Below are 22,116 nucleotides of genomic sequence, written 5' to 3'. Positions count from 1 at the left end.
CGGAGAACTTGTCCTTCCGCTGGTTTGAGTGAAGCTGCAAGACAGCCAAGGTTCTAGCAGATCCGGTTGGTCGCGTACCTAGCCATTCTGTAGCCGACAACAAACTGACGAAACGCTGACAAGATTAGGTCACGTCCCACTTGCGACGTGGCGGCATTGGAGGGGCGGCCGCTAGGGCTACGGCCTAGGGGCTGAACGACCGCTGCGGCTCTGGGGGCTCATCCGGCTCGTAGGGGAAGACCCGTCCATCCGGCTGGCCGTCGGCATAGGCCCACCAAACACCACCTCAGTTAGCTCCGTCGCATTTCGATCACGTGTCCGTCGTGCTCATATCGATAGGGCTGCATCAGTTCTCCTCCGGCAAATACGGTCGTCGAACGATCGGCCGGCGCGTGGAAAGCGCAAACAACTTTCTTCGACAGAAGGCACGCATTTCCGAGACAGCGATAGGTTGTCATTTTCCGGCCGTCCTATGAGCCACGGAATTCTCCGATCCCTTTGATCTTGCCGAGTGCATCGACATGCGAAAACATGCTGCTTTTCATCCCAGGGCGGATTCAATGGGCCCTTCAATTCGCTTTTATCTTTTCGCTGAAAACGGCCTTCAAAGCATCTCGCAGCGCGTGATGACGGGGCTGATCCGCGGCAAAGACGCCATGCCCCAGTATGCCGGCACGAAGCAGAAGGTTGCTGACATGATCCTCGAGAACGAGGGCAAGAAGCCGGTTCGGATCGAGCGGGTGCAGGGGAGCTACCTAACCTTCGACGACCAGGGGCAGGTGCACAAAGACCTCGTGGCTTCTGGCTTTGTCGCGCTCGAAACGGGCATGGCACTGGCGGAGGCTCTGAGGAAGCCGCAAACCAAAATCGTTGATCTCACCCCCAAGCTCAATCGCGAGAAATGGGAACGCGAGAACCGGTGGACGCCTTCTAAAGAGGATTTGGATGCCATTGCGGACGGTATCTGGCGGCGTAAGCGTGCCGGGCAGCCTAGGATCGAGCGAGCCAAGGGAGCAGCTCCCAAGCCTCCCAAAGTGACGTACGAAGCTAAGGATGGCAGAGCATGCGAAGAACTTCCACAGCGACACGTCGATTGAGGCGCAAGTTCTATGCGAGCTCGAATGGGACCGAGATGCTGAGGGTAAGCTGCTGTAACCGGCCAGAACATGGCCAGAACATGACATCGTTGGCCTATCGACCAATTCCGTATTTCGCTCTCGGCGTGGACAACTGCTATCCGCCATTGGCCGTGAGGCCGGCGGTCAAGATGCCTGCCACGGCACAGGCCTCGTCATTGTCGGAGGTGTCGCCGGACACGCCGACGGCACCGAGCAGCGTTGCGCCATCCATGATCAGCACACCGCCGGGGACCGGCACCAGTGCGCCCTTGGCGATGGTGTTCACGGAATCGATGAAATAGGCCTGCTCCTGTGCGCGCTGGTACAAGGCGCGCGAGCCCATGCCCATGGCGAGCGCACCATAGGCCTTGCCGTGGGCGATCTCGGCGCGCATCAGGCTGGTGCCGTCCTGCGCCGCGGCGATCTTGAGCACGCCGCGTGCGTCCAGGATGGTGACGACCAGCGGCTTGAGCTTCAGCTCGGTGGATTTTGCGAAGGCGGCGTCGAGGATCTTGCGGGCGGTGTCGAGCGTGAGGTCAGCCATGGCTGGTTTCCTTTTTGGTGTGAGAAGTGGAATTTGCTCCGGCGCGGTCGAGGCTCATCGCCAGCACGCGCGCGACGTGAAGCGCTTCGCGCTGGGCGCCGTCGTGGATCTGATGCCGGCAGGAGGTGCCGTCGGCGACGACCAGCGTAGTCTGGTCGGCGCGCCGCACGGCGGGCAGCAGCGACAGCTCGGCCATCTCCATCGAGGCATCGTAGGTATCCGCGCCGTAACCGAAGGCGCCGGCCATGCCGCAGCAGCTCGATTCGATGGTCTCGATCTTCAGGCCCGGAATGAGGCGCAACACCTGCTCGACCGGATTGAAGGCACTGAAGGATTTTTGATGGCAATGGCCATGGACGACGGCCTTGTCGGCGACGGTGCCGAGCGGCAGTTGCAGCCGGCCGGCCTCGGCTTCGCGCACCAAAAATTCCTCGAAAGTCAGCGCGTGGGCGCCGACGGCCCTGGCATCGTTGTCCTTGCGCAGCGAGGCGAGCTCGTCGCGCAGCGTCAGCAGGCAGCTCGGCTCGAGGCCGACGATCGGCACGCCGCGGGCGGCAAAGGGCGCGAACACGGCCACCAGGCGGTCGAGCTCGGCCCTGGCTTCGTCGACGAGACCGGCTGAGAGGAATGTACGGCCGCAGCAGAGCGGGCGACTGCTGCCCGCCGGCTTGGGCAGGTGCACGCGATAACCGCCCGCCGCGAGCACGCGGAGGGCGGCGTCGAGATTTTCGCGCTCGTAGATGCGATTGAAGGTGTCCGTGAACAACACGACTTCGCGGCCGGTCTCCGGCCCAACCGCTTCCGCGGGCTGCACGAACACGTCGCTGCGGAAGGCGGGCAGGGCGCGGCGCGCGCTGATGCCGGCAAAGCGCTCGAACAGGTTTCGCAGCAGCGGGCTGCGGTTACGCAAATTGGCGAGCGGCGCGAAGCGCGATGCGAGACCGGCATAGCGCGGGAGGTAACCGACCAGGCGGTCGCGCGGGGTCAGGCCATGGGACGCAGCGCGGGCGGCGAGCACCTCGATCTTCATCTTGGCCATGTCGACGCCGGTCGGGCATTCGTGGCGGCAGGCCTTACAGGAGACGCAGAGCTTTAGGGTCTCCATCATCTCGTCGGAGGACAACGCGTCGGGGCCGAGCTGGCCGGAGATTGCGAGCCGCAAGCTGTTGGCGCGTCCGCGGGTGACGTCCTTCTCGTTGCGCGTCGCGCGGTAGGACGGGCACATCACGCCGCCCTCGAGCTTGCGGCAGGCGCCGTTGTTGTTGCACATCTCGACCGCGCCCTGGAAACCGCCGCCGGCGCCGGGATAGGCGGACCAATCCAGCTTCGTCTTCAACTCGTTGACGCGGTAGTCGGGTTTGAAGCGGAACAGCGAGCGATCGTCCATCCGGGGTGCATCGACGATCTTGCCGGGATTGAGGACGCCTTCGGGATCGAAGCGCTGCTTCACCTCCCTGAAGTCGGCGACGAGACGCTCGCCGAACATGGTCTCGTGGAATTCAGAGCGCACCAGGCCATCGCCATGCTCGCCGGAATGCGAGCCCTTGTACTCGCGCACCAGCGCGAAGGCCTCCTCGGCGATGGCCCGCATCGCCTTGACGTCCTTCTCAAGCTTTAGGTTCAGCACGGGCCGTACGTGCAGGCAGCCCTCGGAGGCATGCGCATACATCGTGCCGCTGGTGCCGTGCTTGGCGAAAACCTCGCTCAAGCGCGCGGTGTAGTCGGCGAGATGCGGCAACGGCACGGCGCAATCCTCGACGAACGAGACCGGCTTGCCCTCCTGCTTCATCGACATCATGACGTTGAGGCCGGCGGCGCGGAAATCGGCGATGCCGCTTTGCAGCGCGGGCTCGGTGACCTCGACCACGCCGCCCCATTTGCGCTGGTCGTTATTCCAGCCGAAGCCGAGATCGCCCATCAATTCGCCGAGTTGCTTGAGGCGCACCAGATTGTCCGCCTGGTCCTCTTCGGCAAATTCGACCACCAGAACGGCATCCGGATCGCCCTTGATGGCGGCGGAGATGATCGGCCTGAACATCGCGATGTCGCGGCCGAGCGCGAGCATGGTGCGGTCGACCAGCTCGACCGCGATCGGCTTGAGCTTGACCAGGTGCTGGGCGGCGTCCATCGCCTCGTAGAAACTGCCGAAATGACAGATGCCGAGCGCCTTGTTGCGGATGACAGGCCACAGCTTCAGCTCGACCTTGGTGGTGAAGGCGAGGGTGCCTTCCGAGCCGACCAGGAGATGCGCCATGTTGTTGCGCGCATTGCGCGGCGTCAGCGCATCGAGATTGTAGCCGCCGACACGGCGCTGCACCTTGGGAAAGCGCGCGGCGATCTCGTCGGCCTCACGGGCGCCGAGATCGAGCATGTCGCGGAACAGGGCGCGCGCGCTGTCGTTCGCATCGAGATCGGAGAGATCGCGCGACACCTCGCCGTAGCGGCCCAGCGTGCCGTCGGCGAGCGCCGCCTCCATCGACAGCGTGTTGTCGCGCATCGTGCCGTAGCGCAGACTACGGCCGCCGCAGGAATTGTTGCCGGCCATACCGCCGATGGTGGCGCGCGAGGCCGTGGAGACGTCGACCGGAAACCACAGGCCGTGCTTCTTGAGCTGACGGTTGAGGTCGTCGAGCACGATGCCGGGCTCGACCACGCAGGTGCGGCCCGCGACGTCGAGCGAGAGGATGCGGTTGAGGTGCTTCGAGAGATCGACCACGAGGCCGTCATTGACGGTCTGGCCGCATTGCGAGGTGCCGCCGCCGCGCGGGGCGACCTTGATGCCCTCGTCGCGGGCAATCGCCAGCGCTTTGAGGGCCTCGTCCATGGTCCTGGGCACGACCACGCCGGCCGGCATGATCTGGTAAAACGAGGCGTCGGTGGCATAGCGGCCGCGGCTGAAGCCGTCGAACAGGACGTCGCCGGTCATTTCCGCGCGCAGGCGCCGTTCGAGCGAGGAGGCGTTTGTCATCCCTGGTCCCGGATTGACCCAGCGAGGCCCAGCCTTACTGAGTTATTCATTATTTCTCATGACCGATTATATTATGAATTCAAAATGAGCAAGTCGGCCGCCCCTCAGGGTGAGGCCGGCGCGTCCTCTTGGGGTTCGGTCAGGTGCTCGATTGCGGCCGCCCGCTTGTTGCGCAGGTGCTGGAACAGGATGTCGCTGAGCTCGCTGGCGGCGCGGCGGCGCAGCGCGTCGAGGATGGTCTCGTGCTCGCGCATCGCTTCCGCCCAGCGCTGCCGCTTGCGGGCGAAATTGGCGGAGTAGCGGACCCGGCGGATGCGGCCTGCGAAGTTGGCGTAGGCGCTCTTCAGCGTCTCGTTGCGCGCGGCCGCGACGATGCTTTCGTGGATGCGCTGGTTGGTCTGGAAATAGCCGTGCATGTCGCGATGCAGATAGTGCCCGTACATCTCGTAATGCAGCTGCTCGATCGCGGTGATTTCCTCATCCGTAATGGCCTCGCAGGCGAGGCGCCCGGCAAGGCTCTCCAGCCCCGCCATGACGTCGAACAGCTCCTCGAGGTCGCGCTGGCTAAGTTGGCGGACGCGCGCGCCGCGGTTGGGCAGAAGCTCGATCAGGCCCTCGGAAGCGAGCACTTTCAGGGCCTCGCGCAACGGCGTGCGGGAGATCCCGAGCATCGCGCAGAGCTGCCGCTCGGGAACGCGCGCGCCGTCGGGAATGTTGCCCTCGACCACGTAGTCGCGCAGCCGCAGCAGGATCTCGCCGTGAAGCGAGGCCTCCTGGCGGTCGCCGCCATTTGCGGCTGGTGGGGCGATCGGAACCCCGGTGTCGGGAATCGTGGATTTCATTTGCAGCACAATAGTTTGCCTGTTTGATCGCGTCGATGTTCACGAACGAATACCAAAATTCAATTGAAATGACAAAAAATGAATGCAAAATGGCCTCCGAAGCTGGCTAGAGTCCGCCGACAGGGAGGTTTTCATGCACCAGGGACGCCATTTCCTTCAGATTCCAGGCCCGAGCCCGGTCCCCGAGCGCGTCCTCCGCGCCATGGACATGCCGGTCATTGACCACCGGAGCGCAGAATTCGGCGAGCTCGGCCGCGCCGTGCTCGAAGGCAGCCAGACAATTTTCCAGACCGCGGGCCCGGTGGTGATCTTCCCCTCGTCGGGGACGGGCGCCTGGGAGGCCGCGATCGTCAACACGCTGTCGCCTGGCGATAAGGTGCTGATGGTCGAGACCGGCCATTTCGCCACCCTGTGGCGGCAGATGGCGGGGCGGTTCGGCATCGAGGTCGACTTCGTGCCCGGCGACTGGCGCCGCGGCGCCGATCCCGCATTGATCGAGGCGAAGCTCACCGAGGACAAGGCGCGCGCGATCAAGGCCGTCATGGTCGTGCACAACGAGACCTCGACCGGCGCGACCAGCCGCATCGCCGAGATCCGCGCCGCGATTGACCGCACCGCGCATCCGGCGCTGCTGATGGTCGACACCATCTCCTCGCTCGGCTCGGTCGACTACCGCCACGACGAATGGAAGGTCGACGTCAGCGTGAGCTGCTCGCAGAAGGGTTTCATGTTGCCGCCCGGTCTCGGCTTCAACGCGATCTCGGAGAAGGCGCGCGCAGCCGCGAAGACCAACAAGATGCCGCGCTCTTATTTCGACTGGGAGGAGATGCTCAAGCCCAACGCCAACGGCTTCTTCCCCTACACGCCAGCGACCAATCTGCTCTACGGCCTGCGCGAGGCGATCGCGATGCTGCTCGAAGAGGGGCTCGACAACGTGTTCGCGCGCCATCAGCGGCTGGCTGCGGCGACGCGTGCCGCCGTCAGTCACTGGGGTCTCGAGATCCTCTGCCAGGAACCCTCGGAGTTCTCGCCGGTGCTCACCGCGGTGTTGATGCCGCCGGGCCACGACGCCGATCAGTTCCGCAAGATCGTGCTCGAAAATTACAACATGTCGCTCGGCTCGGGCCTGTCGAAGGTCGCCGGAAAAGTCTTCCGCATCGGCCATCTCGGCGAATGCAACGCGCTGACGCTGCTCGGCGCGCTGACCGGCGTGGAGATGGGCCTGTCGGTTGCGGGCGTGCCGCATCGCTCCGGCGGTGTCGACGCCGCGATGAAGCTGCTGGAGCAGCGCCCGCAGGGCAATGCCCCGCCGCATCTGAAAGTGGTCGGCACCTAGGTCGCGCGGGACACGCAAGGCCAATCATAAAAAACAGTCAGGGAGGGTGGAGATGGGAATTCGGTTCAAGGCCACGCATCTCGTCTTGGCGATGCTCTGCGCGATGTATTTCATCACCTATGTCGACCGGGTGAACATCGGCACCGCCGCGAGCGAGATCCAGAAGGAGCTGGGTCTGTCGAACACCCAGCTTGGCCTCGTCTTCTCCGCCTTCGCCTATCCCTATCTGCTGTTTCAGGTGATCGGCGGCTGGGTCGGTGATCGCTTCGGGCCGCGCAAGACGTTGTTCTGGTGCGGCATGATCTGGGCGGCGGCGACCATCTCGACCGGCTTCGTCAACGGCCTTGCCGCACTGTTCGTCGCGCGTTTCGCGCTCGGCTTCGGCGAGGGCGCGACCTTTCCGACGGCAACGCGCGCGATGCAATACTGGACGCCCGCGAACCGCCGCGGTTTTGCGCAGGGACTGACCCATTCCTTCGCCCGGCTCGGCAACGCCGTGACGCCGCCGGTGGTGGCGCTGCTCATCCTCTGGCTGACCTGGCGCGGCGCGTTCGTCGTGCTCGGTTTCGTCAGCCTGGTCTGGGGCGTCGTCTGGGTCTGGTACTTCCGTAACGAGCCGAAGGAGCACGCCGCCATCACCGAGGCCGAGCTCGCCGCACTGCCGCCGCGCCCGACCGGCGAGCGGCCTCGCGTGCCGTGGGGGCCGTTGCTCGGCCGCATGTGGCCAGTGACGCTGACCTATTTCTGCTACGGCTGGTGCCTGTGGCTCTATCTCAACTGGCTGCCGCTGTTCTTCAAGAACAACTACAATCTCGATATCAAGAACTCGGCGCTGTTCGCCTCCGGCGTGTTCTTCGCCGGCGTGGTCGGCGACAGCGTCGGCGGCGTGCTTTCGGACAAGATCCTCGACCGCACCGGCAATGTCCGCCTGGCGCGGCTGAGCGTCACCGTTGCGGGATTTACCGGGGCGCTGCTTTCGCTGTTTCCGATCCTGTTCGTCCACGACATCACGATCGTCGCGCTGTGCCTGTCGGCCGGCTTCTTCTGCGCCGAGCTGGTGATCGGCCCGATGTGGTCGATCCCGATGGACATCGCCCCGAAATATTCCGGCACCGCCTCGGGACTCATGAACACCGGCTCGGCCTTCGCCGCCATCGTCTCCCCGCTCGTTGCCGGCTTCGTGATCGACGCGACCGGCAACTGGTACCTGCCGTTCCTGATGTCGATGGGGCTGCTGTTGCTCGGTGGCTTCTCCGCCTTCCTGATGCATCCGGAGCGCCCGTTTACGGAGGCCGAGGGGCGCCTGCCGGTCGGAAAGGTGGTGGCCGCGGAGTAGGGGCGGCGGAGGCCCGCCGCTTATGCATGGGAGGCGTCTTGAGAGGGGACAAGCTGGTCAAATGGTGCTATTCGGCGCCCATTAAAACCAAGGCTAGACCGGGAAGGACGCCGATGACCGTGCACACTGGAAGGCATTTCTTACAGATTCCAGGACCGACCAATGTGCCCGACCGGGTGCTGCGGGCGATGGACATGCCGACGCTGGACCATCGCGGTCCGGAGTTCGCGGAGCTCGGTTTCGCGGTCCTCGCCTCGATGCAGCGGGTGTTCCGCACGCAGCGGCCCGTGATCATCTTCCCCTCGTCCGGCACCGGTGCCTGGGAAGCGGCGATGGTCAACGTGTTCGCCCCCGGCGACAAGGTTTTGATGTGCGAGACCGGCCAGTTCGCCGTGCTGTGGCGCGGCATCGCCGACAAGTTCAAGCTCGACGTCGACTTCATCCCGAGCGACTGGCGCCATGGCGCCGATCTCGCCGAGATCGAGAAGCGCGTTGCCGCCGACAAGCAGCACACGATCAAGGCGGTCTGCGTCGTCCACAACGAGACCTCGACCGGCTGCGTGACGCCGCCGCTCGACGTGCGCAAGCTGCTCGACCGCGTCAAGCATCCGGCCCTCCTGATGGTCGACACCATCTCCGGCCTCGGCTCGATGGAATACGAGCACGATGCCTGGGGCATCGACGTCTCGGTCGCCGGCTCCCAGAAGGGCCTGATGCTGCCCCCGGGCCTCGGCTTCAACGCCGTCTCGGAAAAGGCGCTCGCGGTGGCGAAGGCCAACCCCGGCATGCGCTCCTACTGGGACTGGCAGGAGGTCATCTCCTTCAACAAGCTCGGCACCTTCCCCTACACGCCCGCGACCAATCTGCTCTACGGCCTGCGTGAAGCGGTCAAGATGCTGGAAGAGGAGGGGCTGGAGAATGTCTGGACCCGCCACAAGCGCCACAGCGCCGCGACGCGCGCCGCGGTCAAGGTCTGGGGCTTGGAGACGCAGTGCGCCGATCCTGCCGCACACTCACCCGCGCTGACCGGCGTGCGCGTGCCCGATGGACATGACGCCGACGCCTTCCGCAAGGTGGTGCTCGAAAACTTCGACATGTCGCTCGGCACGGGCCTGAACAAGGTCAAGGGCAAGGTGTTCCGCATCGGCCATATCGGCCATTTCAACGATCTGATGCTGATGGGCACGCTCGCCGGCGTCGAGATGGGCCTGGATCTTGCAAAGATTCCGCACCGGAGCGGCGGCGTATTGGCGGCCATGGACGTCCTGAAGGGACGCGACGCGGTGCCGATGGCCAAGGCTCAGGTGGCCTGAAGGCTCAGGTGGCCTGAACTAACTTAGAAAGTGAGCGCGCGATGAACGCACCGACGACGACCAACGAAGACCTGCTCTACTCCGTGACGGACGGCATCGCGCGGATCACCTTCAACCGCCCCCAGGCGCGCAACGCAATGACCTTCGCCATGTATGATCGCATGGCGGAGATCTGCCAGGAGATCAACGCCGATCGCTCGATCAAGGCGCTGATCCTGACCGGGGCCGGTGACAAGGCCTTCGCCTCGGGCACCGACATTTCTCAATTCCGCGCCTTCAAGACCGCGCAGGACGCGCTCGACTACGAGGCTCGCATCGACCGCGTGCTCGGCACGCTCGAGCAGTGCCGTGTGCCCGTGATCGCGGCGATCGCGGGAGCCTGCACCGGCGGCGGCGCCGGCATCGCGGCCTGCTGCGACCTCCGCATCGGCACCGAGACGACGCGCATCGGCTTTCCGATCGCGCGCACGCTCGGCAACTGCCTGTCGATGTCGAACATCAGCCGCGTCGTCTCGCTGGTTGGTCCCGCCCGCACCAAGGATCTGATCTTCAAGGCGCGCCTCGTCGAGGCGCAGGAAGCGCTGTCGCTCGGCCTGCTCAACGAGGTCGTGCCCGACGTCGAGACGCTGCAGCGCCGTGCCGACGAGACCGCCAAGCTCGTCGCAAGCCATGCGCCGCTCACGCTGGAAGCGACCAAGGAGGCGGTGCGCCGCATCCGCCGCACGCTGTCGCGCGAAGAGGGCGAGGACCTGATCCTCAAGGCCTATATGAGCGAAGATTTCCGCGAGGGCATGGACGCCTTCCTCAACAAGCGTACACCGAACTGGAAGGGCAAGTAGCGCGCAATCCAGGTCTCCGCGTCTCGATCACTCAACCGGCGGCCGTGAGACCGCCGCTGCACCGGCGTTGCAAGCCGCGAGGTCAACCCGGCCAGAAATACCCCCAGCGCAAGAGCAATTGTTCGCTCAGCCAGCCGACCCAAATAGCTGGTGCCATAAAAAGTCCGAACGGCAGGAATGCCGTACCTCGCAGCGACCGCCGTCGCACGAGAGCATTGGCGATGTATGCGGCAATCGCTGAAAGTGCGGCCAATTCGATCACCGCAGCCGCCGTTGGGAGTTCGAGCCAGGCACCGGCAACCGCGGCAAGCTTGACGTCCCCAAGCCCCAATCCGTCCCGGCCGCGCCAGTAACGGTAGAACAACAAGAGAAAAAACAACGGCAGACTTACCGCCGAGGCGCGAAAGACCGGCCACAATATCGATGTTGCACTGGCATTGGGTAAGGTTAATCCGCGTAACAAGGCAATGCCGAAAGCCGCGGCGGTCAGCTCGTTTGGAATGAGGTAGTGGCGGGCGTCGTTGCAGGCGATGCCGAGCATTAAGGCGGCGAGGTATGCACCTAACAGCCCATCCGCGTCCGGTGCGATCATGAGGCTCGTGACAACGAGCACGAATACGACAACAGCGAATGCCAAAGTGCTTTGAATTACTTCTGGTTTTCGACCAGTGGAATTCCGATTGAAATAGACCATAGGCTCCCGGCATCTGCGAAATGAGGAAACGCGCCTGTTCTTCACTGAAGCGACTGGAGACCAGTGATCATATCGGTTGCGTCCGGCGTGCTGGCCGATCCGCCCGATGATTTCGCGGACTTTGTGGCACAAAGCTGTGACAAATTATCTCTCACCGCCAGACAGCAGGGAATTTGCGGCAACCCGAACTGCAACGTTGATTTGGCGACTCGCCTTCTATTCCAGTCCCGAGATTTCAGCGATCGAGCTTGCAATCGATCTCATTCCAAAGTCATAAGCGGAGCGGCGCCGGGCCGGCTTGAACTGGCCGGCATTCGCCCGCACAATGCAATTCGCATTGCTTCGCGAATTGCCAATCCGAACAAGAACATAGGCGAAAACTTGGGGAGACGCACGTGGGACAAGGAATGAAGGCCGCGGTCGTGCTGGCCGCTGCGCTTTGTGGCGCGCCGGCTTTTGCCGGCTGGGAGCCGACCAAGCCGGTCGAGATCGTGGTGGCCGCCGGCGCGGGCGGCGCCTCCGACCAGATGGCGCGGATGATGCAGGCCGCCATTCAGAAGAACAATCTGATGAAGCAGCCGATCGTCGTCTCGCTCAAGGGCGGCGCCTCGGGCGCGGAAGCGCTGATGTACATGAAGTCCAGCGAAGGCGACCCGAACAAGGTGCTGATCGCCTATTCGCTGATCTACATGCTGCCGCTATCGGCGAAGATCCCGTTCAACTGGCGCGAGCTGACGCCGGTCTCGGTGATCGCGCTCGACCAGTTCGTGCTGTGGGACAACAGCGCAGGTCCGAAGACGGTGAAGGAATTCGTCGCGGCTGCGAAGGCGGCGAGTTCGCCGTTCAAGATGGGCGGCACCGGCTCCAAGCGCGAGGATCACGTGCTGACCGTCTTCCTCGAGCAGAAGACCGGCGCTAAATTCTCCTATCTACCCTACAAATCCGGCGGCGAGGCCGCGACGCAGCTCGTCGGCAACCACACCGAATCCAACGTCAACAACCCGAGCGAAAATCTCGAAGTCTGGCGTGCTGGCCAGGTGCGCCCGCTCTGCGTGTTCGACAAGGAGCGCATCTCCTACACCAGCAAGGTGACGGACACGCAATCCTGGGCCGACATCCCGACCTGTAAGGAGGAGGGCGTTGACGTCCAGTATCTGATGCTGCGCGCGATGTTCCTGCCCGGCAAGGTCACGCCGGAGCAGCAGGCGTTCTATGTCGATCTGTTCCACAAGGTGACGCAGACCGCGGAATACAAGGACTACATGGAAAAGCAGGCGCTGAAGCCGATCTTCCTCACCGGCAAGGACATGGTGCAATTCCTCGAGGAGGACGACGCCACCAACAAGTCGCTGATGACGGAAGCCGGATTCGTCGCGAAGTAGCCGTCTCTCTTCTCCCTCTCCCCGTTCTTACGGGGAGAGGGCAGGGGGAGGGGCTCCCTCCCCGAAGAGAGTGGCAGACGGACTCGCGGAGAGTCTCCCTCACCCGCTTCGACGTTCGAGAAAACGGCCGCGGACGCGGCCTCTGCCTCTCCCCGCAAGCGGGGCGAGGTGACATCACTCCCGGCTTTTGCAAAGCAGCTCATGTCCCAAACCGATCTTGAAATCGTCGTCGACGATCCGACCGCGCCTGAAGACGACTCACCCTCCGTCGTCTCCTCCGGCACGATCGAGATATTCGTCTGCCTGCTGTTGCTCGCGTTGGCCGCAACGCTTGGCTATGACAATTGGCGCACCGGCGCCTCCTGGGATTCGACCGGGCCGGAGCCCGGCTATTTCCCGTTCTATCTCTCCGTCATCCTCGGTGGCGGCAGCCTCTATGGCCTGATTGCGGCCTTCGTGGCGCACCGCGCGGCATCCGAAAGGTTCGTCACGCGTGCGCAAGCGCGCCGTGTGATGGCGGTGTTCGTGCCGACGCTTCTGTTCTGCCTGGTGATGCAGTTCCTCGGCCTCTACGTCGCGAGCTTCCTCCTGATCGTGGGCTTCATGCGGCTCGTCGGCAAGATCGCGCTGTGGAAGTCGCTGCTCACGGCCTTCCTGTTCACGGCGATCATGTTCGTCACCTTCGACATCGCCTTCGACGTCATCATGCCGAAAGGGCCGCTCGAAGCGGCCTTCGGCTACTAGGCGCTCACGATGGAAGCTTTCGGTCTCTTGCTTCATGGCTTCGCCGTCCTGCTGACGTGGAAGACGCTCGTGCTGATGATGGTCGGGCTGGTGCTCGGCATCTTCGTCGGCGTGCTGCCCGGGCTCGGCGGCCCCAACGGCGTTGCGATCCTGCTGCCCCTCACCTTCACGATGGATCCAACCTCGGCGATCGTGATGCTGTCCTGCATCTACTGGGGCGCGCTGTTCGGCGGCGCCATCACCTCGATCCTGTTCAACATCCCGGGCGAGGCCTGGTCGGTTGCCACCACCTTCGACGGCTATCCGATGGCGCAGCAGGGCAAGGCGGCGGAGGCGCTGACCGCGGCGTTCACGTCCTCCTTCATCGGCTCGCTGGTCGCGGTGCTGCTGATCACCTTCCTCGCGCCGATGATCTCGTCCTTTGCGTTGAAGTTCGGTCCGCCCGAGTTCTTCGCTGTTTATCTGCTGACCTTCTGCTCCTTCGTCGGTCTCGGACGCGAGGCCAAGCACAAGACGGTCATCTCGATGTCGCTCGGCCTTCTGCTCGCCGGCGTCGGCATGGACACGGTGTCGGGTAATCTGCGCATGACCTTTGGCTCGTCAGAGCTCTTGCGCGGCATTAACTTCCTCGTTGCCGTCATCGGCCTGTTCGGCATCAGCGAGATCCTGCTGACGATGGAGGAGCGGCTGGCGCTGCGCGGACACGCGGCGACCATTTCGCTCCGCGTCGTGCTGAGCGTCTGGAAGGACCTGCCGAAATACTGGGTGACGCTGCTGCGTTCCTCCTTCATCGGCTGCTGGCTCGGCATCACCCCGGGCGGCGCGATCGCGGCCTCCTTCATGGGTTACAACCTCGCAAAACGCTTCGCCAAGGATCCCGAGAGCTTTGGCAAGGGCCGCATCGAGGGCGTGTTCGCGCCGGAGACGGCGGCGCATGCCTCCGGCACCTCGGCGCTGCTGCCGATGCTGGCGCTCGGTATTCCCGGTTCCGGCACGGCCGCGATCCTGCTCGGCGGGTTGATGGTGTGGGGACTCAATCCGGGTCCGCTGCTGTTCGTGGAGCATAAGGACTTCGTCTGGGGCCTGATCGCCTCGATGTATCTCGGCAATGTCGTCGGCCTCGTGCTGGTGCTGACGACGGTGCCGATCTTCGCCTCGATCCTGCGGGTGCCGTTCGCCGCGGTGGCGCCGATGATCGTGGTGTCCTGCGCGATCGGTGCCTATGCGATCCAGAACGCGATGTTCGACATCTGGCTGATGCTGGGCTTCGGCGTCGTCGGCTACGTCTTCAAGAAGATCGGCATCCCGCTCGCGCCGTTCACCCTGGCGCTCGTGCTCGGCAATCGCGCCGAGGATGCCTTCCGCCTGTCGATGATCGGGTCCGGTGGCAACCTCAAGGTGTTCTGGTCGAACGGCCTGGTCGGCTCGATCACAACCTTGGCCATCCTGTTGCTGTTTTGGCCCGCGATCGCCGGTCTTCTAGGGCGCGCCGGATGGACGCGGCGGGCGAAACCTGCGTCGAACTAGCAAGGAGAGTTGTGTGCGCAGATCGTCGGCGAGGCGCATCCGCTGTCTAGAGCCGCGCGTCGTCAAGGGCGGTTACCTGTTCTGACGGGCTGCGGCGGCCAAGGCCGAAGAAGGCCGAGCGCTGCTCCTCGACGGATCTTGCGGTGGCGCGAATGCGCAGGAGATCCTTGCGGGCAACCAGGCCGACGAGATGCCCGGTCGCGCGTTCGACGATCGGCACGCGCCCGACGTCGGCCAGAACCATCCGATCCGCAAGATGTGACACCGGTTCGTCGGGATGGCCGAGTGTGAGCGAGCGGTCCGAGGCGCAGTCGAACAAGGTGTCGCGACCGTCGGCGCTTTCCGCGCGCCAGCGCAGGACGTCCGAGCGGCCGACGAGACCCGAGACCTGACCGTCCGCATCGATCAGCGGATAGGACTTGTGACGCCGCTCGCTCCCGGAGAAGAACGTCACCGCTTTGCCGACCGTCATCGTTGCCGGCAGCGTATCGACGTCCGTCACCATCACTTCGTTGACGCGGAGCAGTTCGAAGGGATCGATGCCGTATTCGCGCACCACGTGCTGGCCGCGCCGCGCGATTTTCTCCGTGAGGATCGAGCGCTTGAGCAGCAATACGGTAAGCGCATAGGAGGCGCTCGTGGCAATCAGAAGCGATCCGAGCAGTTGAAAGTCGCCGGTCAGTTCGACGGCGAACAGTATACCGGTCAGCGGCGAGCGCATGGTGCCGCCCATCATCGCGGCCATGCCGATGAGCGCCCAGGCCCCATGCGACCCCGGCAGCAATTGTCCTTCGAGCCAGCCGACGCAGCCGCCGAAAATGAGAAGCGGCGCGAGGACGCCCCCGGATGTGCCCGACGCCAGGGCGACGATCCAGATCGCGGACTTTACCAGCAGGATCAGCACCGCGGCCGATACCACGATGTTGTCGTTGAGCAGGTCGCCGATGATGTCGTAGCCGACACCGAGCGCCCGCGGTTCGATCAAGCCGCCGGCGCCGACGAACAGTCCGCCGATCGCTGGCCACCACATCCAGTGGATCGACAGGTGACTGAAAAAATCCTCGGCCTTGTACAGCAGCGTGGTCAGCAATCCCGATTGCAATCCCGCGACCACGCCGACGCCGACGCACGCAAGCGGCCCCCACCAGGGCAGATCGAGCTGGCCGGCGAACGGAAACAGTGCACCGCTGCCGATCAGCCAGGGGCGCAGCGACGACGAGACCACGCAGGCGGCGATCACGGGGATCAGGCTGCGCGGCTTCAGCTCGAACAGGAGAAGCTCGACGGCGAGCATGACGGCGGCGATCGGTGTCCCAAAGATGGCCGTCATGCCCGCGGCGGCACCGGCCACCAGCAACGCCTTACGCTCGGCCGCGCTGAGGTGGAAGCATTGCGCGAAGAGAGAGCCGACCGCGCCGCCGGTCATGATGATCGGGCCCTCTGCGCCGAACGGCCCGCCGGTTCCGATCGAGATCGCCGACGACAGCGGCTTGAGGACGGCGACTTTTGGTTGCAAACGGCTGCCGCCGATCAGGATCGCTTCGATCGCTTCTGGAATGCCGTGGCCGCGAATTTTTTCGGAACCGAAGCGCGCCATCAGGCCGATGATGAGGCCGCCAATGGCCGGGGCTGCAACCATCCAGGCGTCGGGTTTCAGATTGGCTGTCGAGAGGGTCTGTGTGCTTAGCGTGTGCAGCCACACGGCATTGGTGACGAGCGCGATGGCGCGCAGCAACAGCCACGCCGTACCGGCGCCTCCCGCGCCGACGAAGATCGCCATAGCGACCAGCATGAGAACGCGCCGATCTGTCGTGAAGTCGCCGAGGCGCGGCAGCGAATTGGCGGGGAGGGGGCGGGGCATCTTGGTCCGATCGGGATAACGCGATTGTGAGGATGATGAACTGGCGCCGATCACGTCGGCCGGCGCCGGAAATATATCGTAAAGCGATATAAATCAACGGATCATTGCTGACGGAAAGGCCGGTTTCGCAGATCAAGCAAGAAGACAGCCTAGCGCGGCTGCTCTAGAATCCGGGTGATGCGGGCATGGGCCGGCACCGCTTCAGATGCGCGCCCGAGCAGACGCCAGGTAGGATTTGAGCGGGACGACGACGATGACGCGCGGTTCTGCTCCCTAGAGCAATATTTTTCGGTCTGAAATCGCCGTGGCAGATCGCTTCGGGCAGGCCCGCGAGACGATCCCCGAGCCGTGCGCAGGCTCCAGCAGGCCGCGCGCGCTTGGCGGCCTGGAACTGCACGACGTCAAACGACCTTCACTCGTCTCAGTTCGGCAATTTCGTCAGGGGCGAAGCCGAACTCGGTAAGCACTTCGCTCGTCTGCTCGCCGAATTCCGGCGGCCGCGCCACCATCTTGCTCGGCGTGCGCGACAGCGTCACGGGCTGGCCAACTAGTTTGATGTGGCGGTCCTCGTCGTTCGGCACGTCCTGCGCGATGCCGAGATGTTCGACCTGCGCGTCCTCGAACATCTGGTCGATGGCATAGATCGGCCCGCACGGCACCCCGGCGTCGTTGAGCTCCCTGACCCAGGTTTCGGTCGACTTGGTCACGGTGCGCTTCTCGATCTCGGCGTTGAGCGCGTCGCGGTTCTTGGATCGGGCCGGCGCGGTCGCATAAGAGGGGTCGGTGACCAGCTCCGGCGCGCCGACCGCTTGGGCGCAGCGTTCCCAGATCCGCCCGCCGGTCGTGGCGATGTTGATGTAGCCGTCGGAGGTCTTGAACACGCCGGTCGGAATGCTGGTCGGGTGGTTGTTGCCGGCCTGCTTGGCGACCTCCTTCTCCATCAGCCAGCGCGCGGCCTGGAAGTCGAGCATGAAGATCTGCGCCTGTAACAGCGAGGTCTGCACCCACTGACCCTGGCCCGAGACCTCGCGTTCCAGAAGCGCGGTGAGGATGCCGGTCGCACAGAATAGGCCCGCGGTGAGGTCGGCCACGGGAATGCCCACCCGCATCGGCCCGCCGCCCGGCGCGCCGGTGATCGACATCAGCCCGCCCATGCCCTGGGCGATCTGATCGAAGCCGGGACGCTTGTGATAGGGGCCGTCCTGTCCGAAGCCGGAGATGCTGCCATAGACGATGCGCGGATTGATCTCGCGCAGGCTCTCATAGTCGATGCCGAGCTTCTTCTTCACGTCGGGACGGAAATTCTCGACCACGACATCGGCCTTGGCGGCGAGGCGCTTGAACACGGCGAGCCCGCGCTCGTCCTTCAGGTTCAGCGTCATAGCCCGCTTGTTGCGATGCAAATTCTGGAAATCGGACCCCCGCCGCGGCCCGCCCGGCTGCTCGCCGCCGGAATCCTCGGTCAGCGCATCGATCTTGACGACATTGGCGCCCCAGTCCGCAAGCTGCCGCACGCAGGTGGGCCCGGACCGGACGCGGGTCAGATCGAGCACGGTGAAGCGCGACAGGGCTTCCGAGGCATGCGGAAAGGGCATCTAGAAGGGCTCCAAGACGGATTGCGCGCCTACAATAGTGCCCAAACATTGCGAAGCAAGGCTGCTGCGGTGACACTACTCGGGTCCTCGACCTCATTCCGAATTTTCTCGATCTGTCTAAAGATGTTCGGATACACCGTGCCAACGACTAGAGTTTCACAAGTGCTGTCCATTGGGCGTCTCCGCCCTATTCATATGCGTACGGCGATTGGAGCTTCGTTCAGCGAACATTAAGCAAGAATATGAGAGGTAATTCGCTCTGAATAGGAGGTCGCAGTGGCAAGGTTTTTGGTTGCAGCGCTACTCGGAGGCCTGCTTGGTGTAGTTGCCGCAACAGAAGCGTCGGCTCAAGAAGCGGTGCCACCTCGATGGAATTATCAAGGATCAGCAGTTTGCCCCGACGGTTTCGATTACTACGCCTGGCGCGGTCTCTGTATGGCCCGCGGCTACGCGCCTCGACGTTATGGCGGAAACTATTATCCCGGCGGATACGGCCAGGGCATCCCACCTCGTTGGAACCGAATGGGCTCTGCCGTTTGTCCGCAGGGCTTCGACTATTACGCTCATGTTGGCCTCTGCCTACCACAGCAATAAATCCTCAGCCACTTGCTAGAGACGGTGCATCGGACTGACCATTTGCGTGTGGATCCGCGGGTCGTTCGGCCGAACTCACTTTGACAAGCGCCTCAACTCAGCCCACGCTTTTTCGACCAGCGGATCGCCGGCATGGCGGGCGATGAAGAGCTCGAAAGCTTCCGCCGTTCCCTTGCGGCGGGCGAGTTCATATTCCTCGGCAACGGCGGCCAAAGGGTCGCGCGCCGGTGGAACCGAGGGCGCGCGCAGCGCCCTGCCGCTGTCCTCTGCGTTGGCTTTTCCGGCCATGGCAGGCAGTCCTCCGAAAGGCAGACGATACGACGCGGCGAGCACCGCCAAGGCGCCGAGCAGACCGGCCGGGAGTCGACGTAATCTCATGAGTTCCCTTGCAGATTACGATCGAAGCAGGAACCACCAGACCCGTCCATGGTCCGTATAACTACGGGATTTGATGGCTAGCACGGCATTACGGCAGGGGGCCGGACATGTTGCCAAGTTTAAACCAAACGTATCACTTTGTAGCTAGAATCATTCGCCTGCGCCTCGAATCGCGCGCCCTGATGCTCCGGAGATTCCCTTGGCCAACGCTGTCAACGTCAGTGCGACCAACAACGCCGACATCGACGGCATGCTGTCGGGCTACAAATGGTCCGGCACGATCACTTACAGCTTTCCGGACTCGCCGAGCGACTATCCCAATCCCTACAGCGGCGGCGGCAGCGAACCGACCACCTCCGGCTTTGCTTCAGCACCCGGCCAGATGCAGGCGGCGATCAACTATGCGATCGGGCTAATCCTCAGCTACACCAACGCCGACATCCGCTATGCCGGGACCAACAGTGCCGACATCATGATCGCGCAGTCGCCAGCGGCCAATCCGACCTCTTACGCCTATTACCCGGGCAACTACGCGCCCGGCGGCGACATTTGGTTCGGGACCCAATACGATTACACGCAGGCGAGGCTCGGCAACTACTACTTCACGACGGCGCTGCACGAGCTCGGCCACGCTCTCGGCCTCAAGCACAGCCAGGAAACGCGCGGCCCCGCCAACGTCGCGGTGCCGACCGCGCACGACGACAGCGAATACACCGTCATGAGCTATCGCAGCTATGTCGGCGGTCCGCTGACCGGCTACACCAATGAAGCCTACGGATATCCAGAAACCTATATGGCGAACGATATCCTTGCATTGCAGGCGATGTACGGCGCGGACTATGCGACGCACCCCGAGAACACCATCTACACTTGGAGCCCGACCACTGGACAGGAATTCGTCAACAGTATCGGCGAGCCCGCGCCGGGCGGGGGCGGCGGCGGTTCGGCCAACCGCATCTATGAGACGATCTGGGACGGAGGAGGTGTCGATACTTACGATTTGTCGAACTACACGACGAACCTGACGATCAATCTCAATCCCGGCGCATCATCGGTGTTCTCGGCCGCCGAATTGGCTTATCTCGGCAATGGGCACTATGCGTCCGGCAACGTTTACAATGCCTACTTATACAACAATGATCCGCGTTCCTATATCGACAACGCGAACGGCGGTTCAGGCAACGATACGATCATCGGCAATGCGATCGTGAATGTGCTGAACGGCGGCGGCGGTGATGACACGATTGCTGGCGGTGGCGGCAACGATACGATCATCGGCGGCGCGGGCACTGATACTGCCGTCTACTCCGGCAGCAGGGCGAGCTATACCGTCACGTACGATGCGAGCACCCAGAGCTTCACCATCGGCGACCAGCGCTCGGGTCTTCCGGATGGTACGGACACCGTTTTTGGCGTGGAGAATTTCCAATTCGCCGACGGCGCTGTCTCAAGCGCTGCGCTAGCAAGCCTAGTCGCTCCCGACCGCGAAGTTGTCGTCTACGACACTCAAAATGATCAGCCCTGGGCTTATCAGATCTTCGGCTACGATTCCGAAAACCGGCTAAACCACCTCACCGTTAAGAATGACAACGGAACTTCTACCTTTACGGATTACAACTCGAGCCAGCTGCAAAACTTCAAATTCGCAGTGTCGCAGTACAACAACTCGGATCAGCTGACATCAGTGTCTATTTATCCCAGCAATGATCCAAATCACTCACTTTTCGTCACGACTTATGATCCGCAGCATGTGCAGAGTTGGAGAGACGCGATCTCGGGCTACAATGCGCAGGGGCAGCTCGAGTATGTCACTGTCGAGAAATATGACGGAACATCAGCATACACCAAGTATTCTGGAGCGGACCTCACTGTATATAACTACGCCGTCGATGGGCATTTGGTGAGCATTGTTCACTCCGGAACAATCGTATACGTCTAAGTCTGCGTCGATTGGGTGCTAGGGCTATTCGTCTCCTTCAACAATGCGCGCACCATGTAAGGGCGCGGTAGGCGGCTGAGGACCACGTAAATCAAGGCCCGCGCGCCGAAAGAGTCTCGAATCATCTCGACCTTCCGCGCGAGCGTGCGCTTGATCGGCTTCTTCTTCCAGCACTGAACAACCCGGACTAACGTGACGTTTGCCGCTACTACCTTTCGGCAGGAACGACTTATTACATCTATGCGACCGCATCCGGCCGCCGCACTGTGAAATGCTCTGGAAGCTTCGAGCACGCGTGCAACGTCAACAACGGCGAGCAACGTCGGCGTTGAGATCAAGCCGGGTGACGATACGCAGAGTCGGGTCGGGATGGCGCGCGTCGTTACTGGACCTGCTTGGCAGGACACTTCCACGGAGCGGTTTGTCATCTCTTGGTCCAAGAGGTACTTTATTGCGACGTTGCCATTCCTGCGCCTTGTTTAGCCTGCGAGGAGGCGTGATGGGCAAGAAGCCGATGAAGAAATCAATCAAGAAGGCGGCGAAGAAGGCAAGCGCAGGCGTGTCGCTGTAGCTTAAGCTCACGAAGCCCTTCTGAGGAAGATGGTTGAAATGGGTGTCAATAAGGACGCCATCAACGAAGCCGCTCGAGAAACTCTTCGAACTTGATCGCTCTGAGGCATGAATCAGGAAAGGAGGATGCTGTATGATGCTGCTATCCTAACCCTTTCACAAAGTGTCTTCCCCTAGCTCACGACGATGCTCAAGAATGACGGCAATCGGTTAACTGCAGGGCCAGTGCAAGCGAGATGCGCTGTAACATTGGCGAATTGACTACCTTGCGTCTCACAATACGAGGTACTAGTCACGTGAATCTAAAGTTCGCCACATAAAGTCCGCTGAGCTTTATAGCAGAAGCGTTTGACGGAAGCCAAAATCTGGTCTGCGGACTTGGTCCATTTGAATGGCTTCGGTTTTCTGTTGTGCAGGTCGATGAAGGTACGGATGTCGGCCTCGAGCTGCCTGACGGAGGTGTGAACACCTCGCTGGATCTGTTTTCTGGTGAGTTCAGCGAACCAGCGCTCGACCTGATTGATCCATGACGCGGA

Annotated in this window: 17 protein-coding genes and 2 pseudogenes; 10 read left to right on the top strand and 9 right to left on the bottom strand. The window is 62.9% G+C overall.

Going from position 1 to position 22,116, the window contains the following annotated elements; translation table 11 throughout:
• The first annotated feature begins 521 nt into the window (after nt 1-521).
• Nucleotides 522-1,097 carry a hypothetical protein gene (locus AC1DW2_RS40670; RefSeq protein ID WP_477008862.1) on the top strand — a complete coding sequence of 192 codons (576 nt, stop codon included), beginning with the start codon at nt 522-524 and terminating at the stop codon, nt 1,095-1,097.
• 136 nt (nt 1,098-1,233) lie between these two features.
• Here AC1DW2_RS40670 and AC1DW2_RS40665 read toward each other — a convergent pair whose 3' ends face one another.
• The 3 genes from AC1DW2_RS40665 to AC1DW2_RS40655 all read right to left on the bottom strand — a co-directional run bounded on the left by AC1DW2_RS40665 (nt 1,234) and on the right by AC1DW2_RS40655 (nt 5,472).
• The gene (locus AC1DW2_RS40665) at nt 1,234-1,662 is read right to left on the bottom strand and encodes a GlcG/HbpS family heme-binding protein (protein ID WP_477008861.1); all 429 of its coding nucleotides are present in this window, start codon (nt 1,660-1,662) and stop codon (nt 1,234-1,236) included.
• Nucleotides 1,655-4,630, bottom strand: a complete 2,976-nt coding sequence (locus AC1DW2_RS40660) for an FAD-binding and (Fe-S)-binding domain-containing protein (protein ID WP_477008860.1) — start codon at nt 4,628-4,630, stop codon at nt 1,655-1,657. The genes AC1DW2_RS40665 and AC1DW2_RS40660 overlap by 8 nt, the downstream gene beginning before the upstream one ends.
• A 104-nt stretch (nt 4,631-4,734) precedes the next feature.
• Nucleotides 4,735-5,472 (bottom strand): GntR family transcriptional regulator, encoded by a 738-nt coding sequence (locus AC1DW2_RS40655; RefSeq protein ID WP_304490682.1) that lies wholly within the window; start codon nt 5,470-5,472, stop codon nt 4,735-4,737.
• A gap of 133 nt (nt 5,473-5,605) precedes the next feature.
• Between AC1DW2_RS40655 and AC1DW2_RS40650 the strand changes: the two genes are divergently transcribed.
• The 4 genes from AC1DW2_RS40650 to AC1DW2_RS40635 all read left to right on the top strand — a co-directional run bounded on the left by AC1DW2_RS40650 (nt 5,606) and on the right by AC1DW2_RS40635 (nt 10,296).
• Nucleotides 5,606-6,808 carry a pyridoxal-phosphate-dependent aminotransferase family protein gene (locus tag AC1DW2_RS40650; protein WP_441267874.1) on the top strand — a complete coding sequence of 401 codons (1,203 nt, stop codon included), beginning with the start codon at nt 5,606-5,608 and terminating at the stop codon, nt 6,806-6,808.
• Between the two features lie 52 nt (nt 6,809-6,860).
• The gene (locus tag AC1DW2_RS40645; protein WP_354130670.1) at nt 6,861-8,144 is read left to right on the top strand and encodes an MFS transporter; all 1,284 of its coding nucleotides are present in this window, start codon (nt 6,861-6,863) and stop codon (nt 8,142-8,144) included.
• Between the two features lie 113 nt (nt 8,145-8,257).
• Entirely contained in the window at nt 8,258-9,457 is a 1,200-nt protein-coding gene (locus tag AC1DW2_RS40640) for a pyridoxal-phosphate-dependent aminotransferase family protein (RefSeq protein WP_477008859.1), read from the top strand.
• Between the two features lie 41 nt (nt 9,458-9,498).
• Nucleotides 9,499-10,296: an enoyl-CoA hydratase/isomerase family protein gene (locus AC1DW2_RS40635; protein ID WP_135215083.1), complete on the top strand. Its 798-nt coding sequence runs from the start codon at nt 9,499-9,501 to the stop codon at nt 10,294-10,296.
• Between the two features lie 82 nt (nt 10,297-10,378).
• Here AC1DW2_RS40635 and AC1DW2_RS40630 read toward each other — a convergent pair whose 3' ends face one another.
• Nucleotides 10,379-10,990, bottom strand: coding sequence for a prepilin peptidase (locus AC1DW2_RS40630; RefSeq protein ID WP_477008858.1), 612 nt, complete (start codon nt 10,988-10,990; stop codon nt 10,379-10,381).
• 63 nt (nt 10,991-11,053) lie between these two features.
• Here AC1DW2_RS40630 and AC1DW2_RS40625 point away from each other — a divergent pair, with 63 nt between their 5' ends.
• The 4 genes from AC1DW2_RS40625 to AC1DW2_RS40610 all read left to right on the top strand — a co-directional run bounded on the left by AC1DW2_RS40625 (nt 11,054) and on the right by AC1DW2_RS40610 (nt 14,643).
• Entirely contained in the window at nt 11,054-11,401 is a 348-nt protein-coding gene (locus AC1DW2_RS40625) for a hypothetical protein (protein WP_477008857.1), read from the top strand.
• A complete protein-coding gene (locus AC1DW2_RS40620; RefSeq protein WP_028149699.1) occupies nt 11,398-12,372 on the top strand; it encodes a Bug family tripartite tricarboxylate transporter substrate binding protein in 975 nt (324 codons plus the stop codon). The genes AC1DW2_RS40625 and AC1DW2_RS40620 overlap by 4 nt, the downstream gene beginning before the upstream one ends.
• A 201-nt stretch (nt 12,373-12,573) precedes the next feature.
• The gene (locus AC1DW2_RS40615) at nt 12,574-13,116 is read left to right on the top strand and encodes a tripartite tricarboxylate transporter TctB family protein (protein ID WP_477008856.1); all 543 of its coding nucleotides are present in this window, start codon (nt 12,574-12,576) and stop codon (nt 13,114-13,116) included.
• A 9-nt stretch (nt 13,117-13,125) separates the two neighbouring features.
• Entirely contained in the window at nt 13,126-14,643 is a 1,518-nt protein-coding gene (locus tag AC1DW2_RS40610) for a tripartite tricarboxylate transporter permease (protein WP_477008855.1), read from the top strand.
• 46 nt (nt 14,644-14,689) lie between these two features.
• Here AC1DW2_RS40610 and AC1DW2_RS40605 read toward each other — a convergent pair whose 3' ends face one another.
• From AC1DW2_RS40605 to AC1DW2_RS40595, 3 genes are all read right to left on the bottom strand, one after another.
• Nucleotides 14,690-16,504, bottom strand: coding sequence for a chloride channel protein (locus tag AC1DW2_RS40605; protein WP_477008854.1), 1,815 nt, complete (start codon nt 16,502-16,504; stop codon nt 14,690-14,692).
• A gap of 401 nt (nt 16,505-16,905) precedes the next feature.
• Nucleotides 16,906-18,099 carry a CaiB/BaiF CoA transferase family protein gene (locus AC1DW2_RS40600; RefSeq protein ID WP_477008853.1) on the bottom strand — a complete coding sequence of 398 codons (1,194 nt, stop codon included), beginning with the start codon at nt 18,097-18,099 and terminating at the stop codon, nt 16,906-16,908.
• A 669-nt stretch (nt 18,100-18,768) separates the two neighbouring features.
• Nucleotides 18,769-18,981: a hypothetical protein gene (locus AC1DW2_RS40595; protein WP_477008852.1), complete on the bottom strand. Its 213-nt coding sequence runs from the start codon at nt 18,979-18,981 to the stop codon at nt 18,769-18,771.
• A gap of 289 nt (nt 18,982-19,270) precedes the next feature.
• Between AC1DW2_RS40595 and AC1DW2_RS40590 the strand changes: the two are divergent.
• Nucleotides 19,271-20,539, top strand: a pseudogene (locus AC1DW2_RS40590) (M10 family metallopeptidase); the annotation flags it as partial.
• Nucleotides 20,540-21,313: 774 nt separating this feature from the next.
• On the opposite strand, the gene AC1DW2_RS40585 reads toward AC1DW2_RS40590, so the two are convergent.
• Complete coding sequence (locus AC1DW2_RS40585) at nt 21,314-21,592, bottom strand: hypothetical protein (protein WP_477008851.1); 279 nt, start codon at nt 21,590-21,592, stop codon at nt 21,314-21,316.
• 290 nt (nt 21,593-21,882) lie between these two features.
• Nucleotides 21,883-22,116: pseudogene (locus tag AC1DW2_RS40580) on the bottom strand (IS630 family transposase); the annotation flags it as partial.

The organism is Bradyrhizobium sp. P3_C3, assembly GCF_056402655.1.
Note: the sequence above shows the minus strand (reverse complement) of the source record. Positions and strands in the feature narration are given on the sequence as shown.

Excerpts from the sequence above, each read along its gene's own strand:
- AC1DW2_RS40670 (WP_477008862.1), top strand. The coding sequence starts at position 522 with ATGCGAAAACATGCTGCTTTTCATCCCAGGGCGGATTCAATGGGCCCT.
- AC1DW2_RS40665 (WP_477008861.1), bottom strand. The coding sequence starts at position 1,662 with ATGGCTGACCTCACGCTCGACACCGCCCGCAAGATCCTCGACGCCGCC.
- AC1DW2_RS40660 (WP_477008860.1), bottom strand. The coding sequence starts at position 4,630 with ATGACAAACGCCTCCTCGCTCGAACGGCGCCTGCGCGCGGAAATGACC.
- AC1DW2_RS40655 (WP_304490682.1), bottom strand. The coding sequence starts at position 5,472 with ATGAAATCCACGATTCCCGACACCGGGGTTCCGATCGCCCCACCAGCC.
- AC1DW2_RS40650 (WP_441267874.1), top strand. The coding sequence starts at position 5,606 with ATGCACCAGGGACGCCATTTCCTTCAGATTCCAGGCCCGAGCCCGGTC.
- AC1DW2_RS40645 (WP_354130670.1), top strand. The coding sequence starts at position 6,861 with ATGGGAATTCGGTTCAAGGCCACGCATCTCGTCTTGGCGATGCTCTGC.
- AC1DW2_RS40640 (WP_477008859.1), top strand. The coding sequence starts at position 8,258 with ATGACCGTGCACACTGGAAGGCATTTCTTACAGATTCCAGGACCGACC.
- AC1DW2_RS40635 (WP_135215083.1), top strand. The coding sequence starts at position 9,499 with ATGAACGCACCGACGACGACCAACGAAGACCTGCTCTACTCCGTGACG.
- AC1DW2_RS40630 (WP_477008858.1), bottom strand. The coding sequence starts at position 10,990 with ATGGTCTATTTCAATCGGAATTCCACTGGTCGAAAACCAGAAGTAATT.
- AC1DW2_RS40620 (WP_028149699.1), top strand. The coding sequence starts at position 11,398 with ATGAAGGCCGCGGTCGTGCTGGCCGCTGCGCTTTGTGGCGCGCCGGCT.
- AC1DW2_RS40615 (WP_477008856.1), top strand. The coding sequence starts at position 12,574 with ATGTCCCAAACCGATCTTGAAATCGTCGTCGACGATCCGACCGCGCCT.
- AC1DW2_RS40610 (WP_477008855.1), top strand. The coding sequence starts at position 13,126 with ATGGAAGCTTTCGGTCTCTTGCTTCATGGCTTCGCCGTCCTGCTGACG.
- AC1DW2_RS40605 (WP_477008854.1), bottom strand. The coding sequence starts at position 16,504 with ATGCCCCGCCCCCTCCCCGCCAATTCGCTGCCGCGCCTCGGCGACTTC.
- AC1DW2_RS40600 (WP_477008853.1), bottom strand. The coding sequence starts at position 18,099 with ATGCCCTTTCCGCATGCCTCGGAAGCCCTGTCGCGCTTCACCGTGCTC.
- AC1DW2_RS40595 (WP_477008852.1), bottom strand. The coding sequence starts at position 18,981 with ATGGCCGGAAAAGCCAACGCAGAGGACAGCGGCAGGGCGCTGCGCGCG.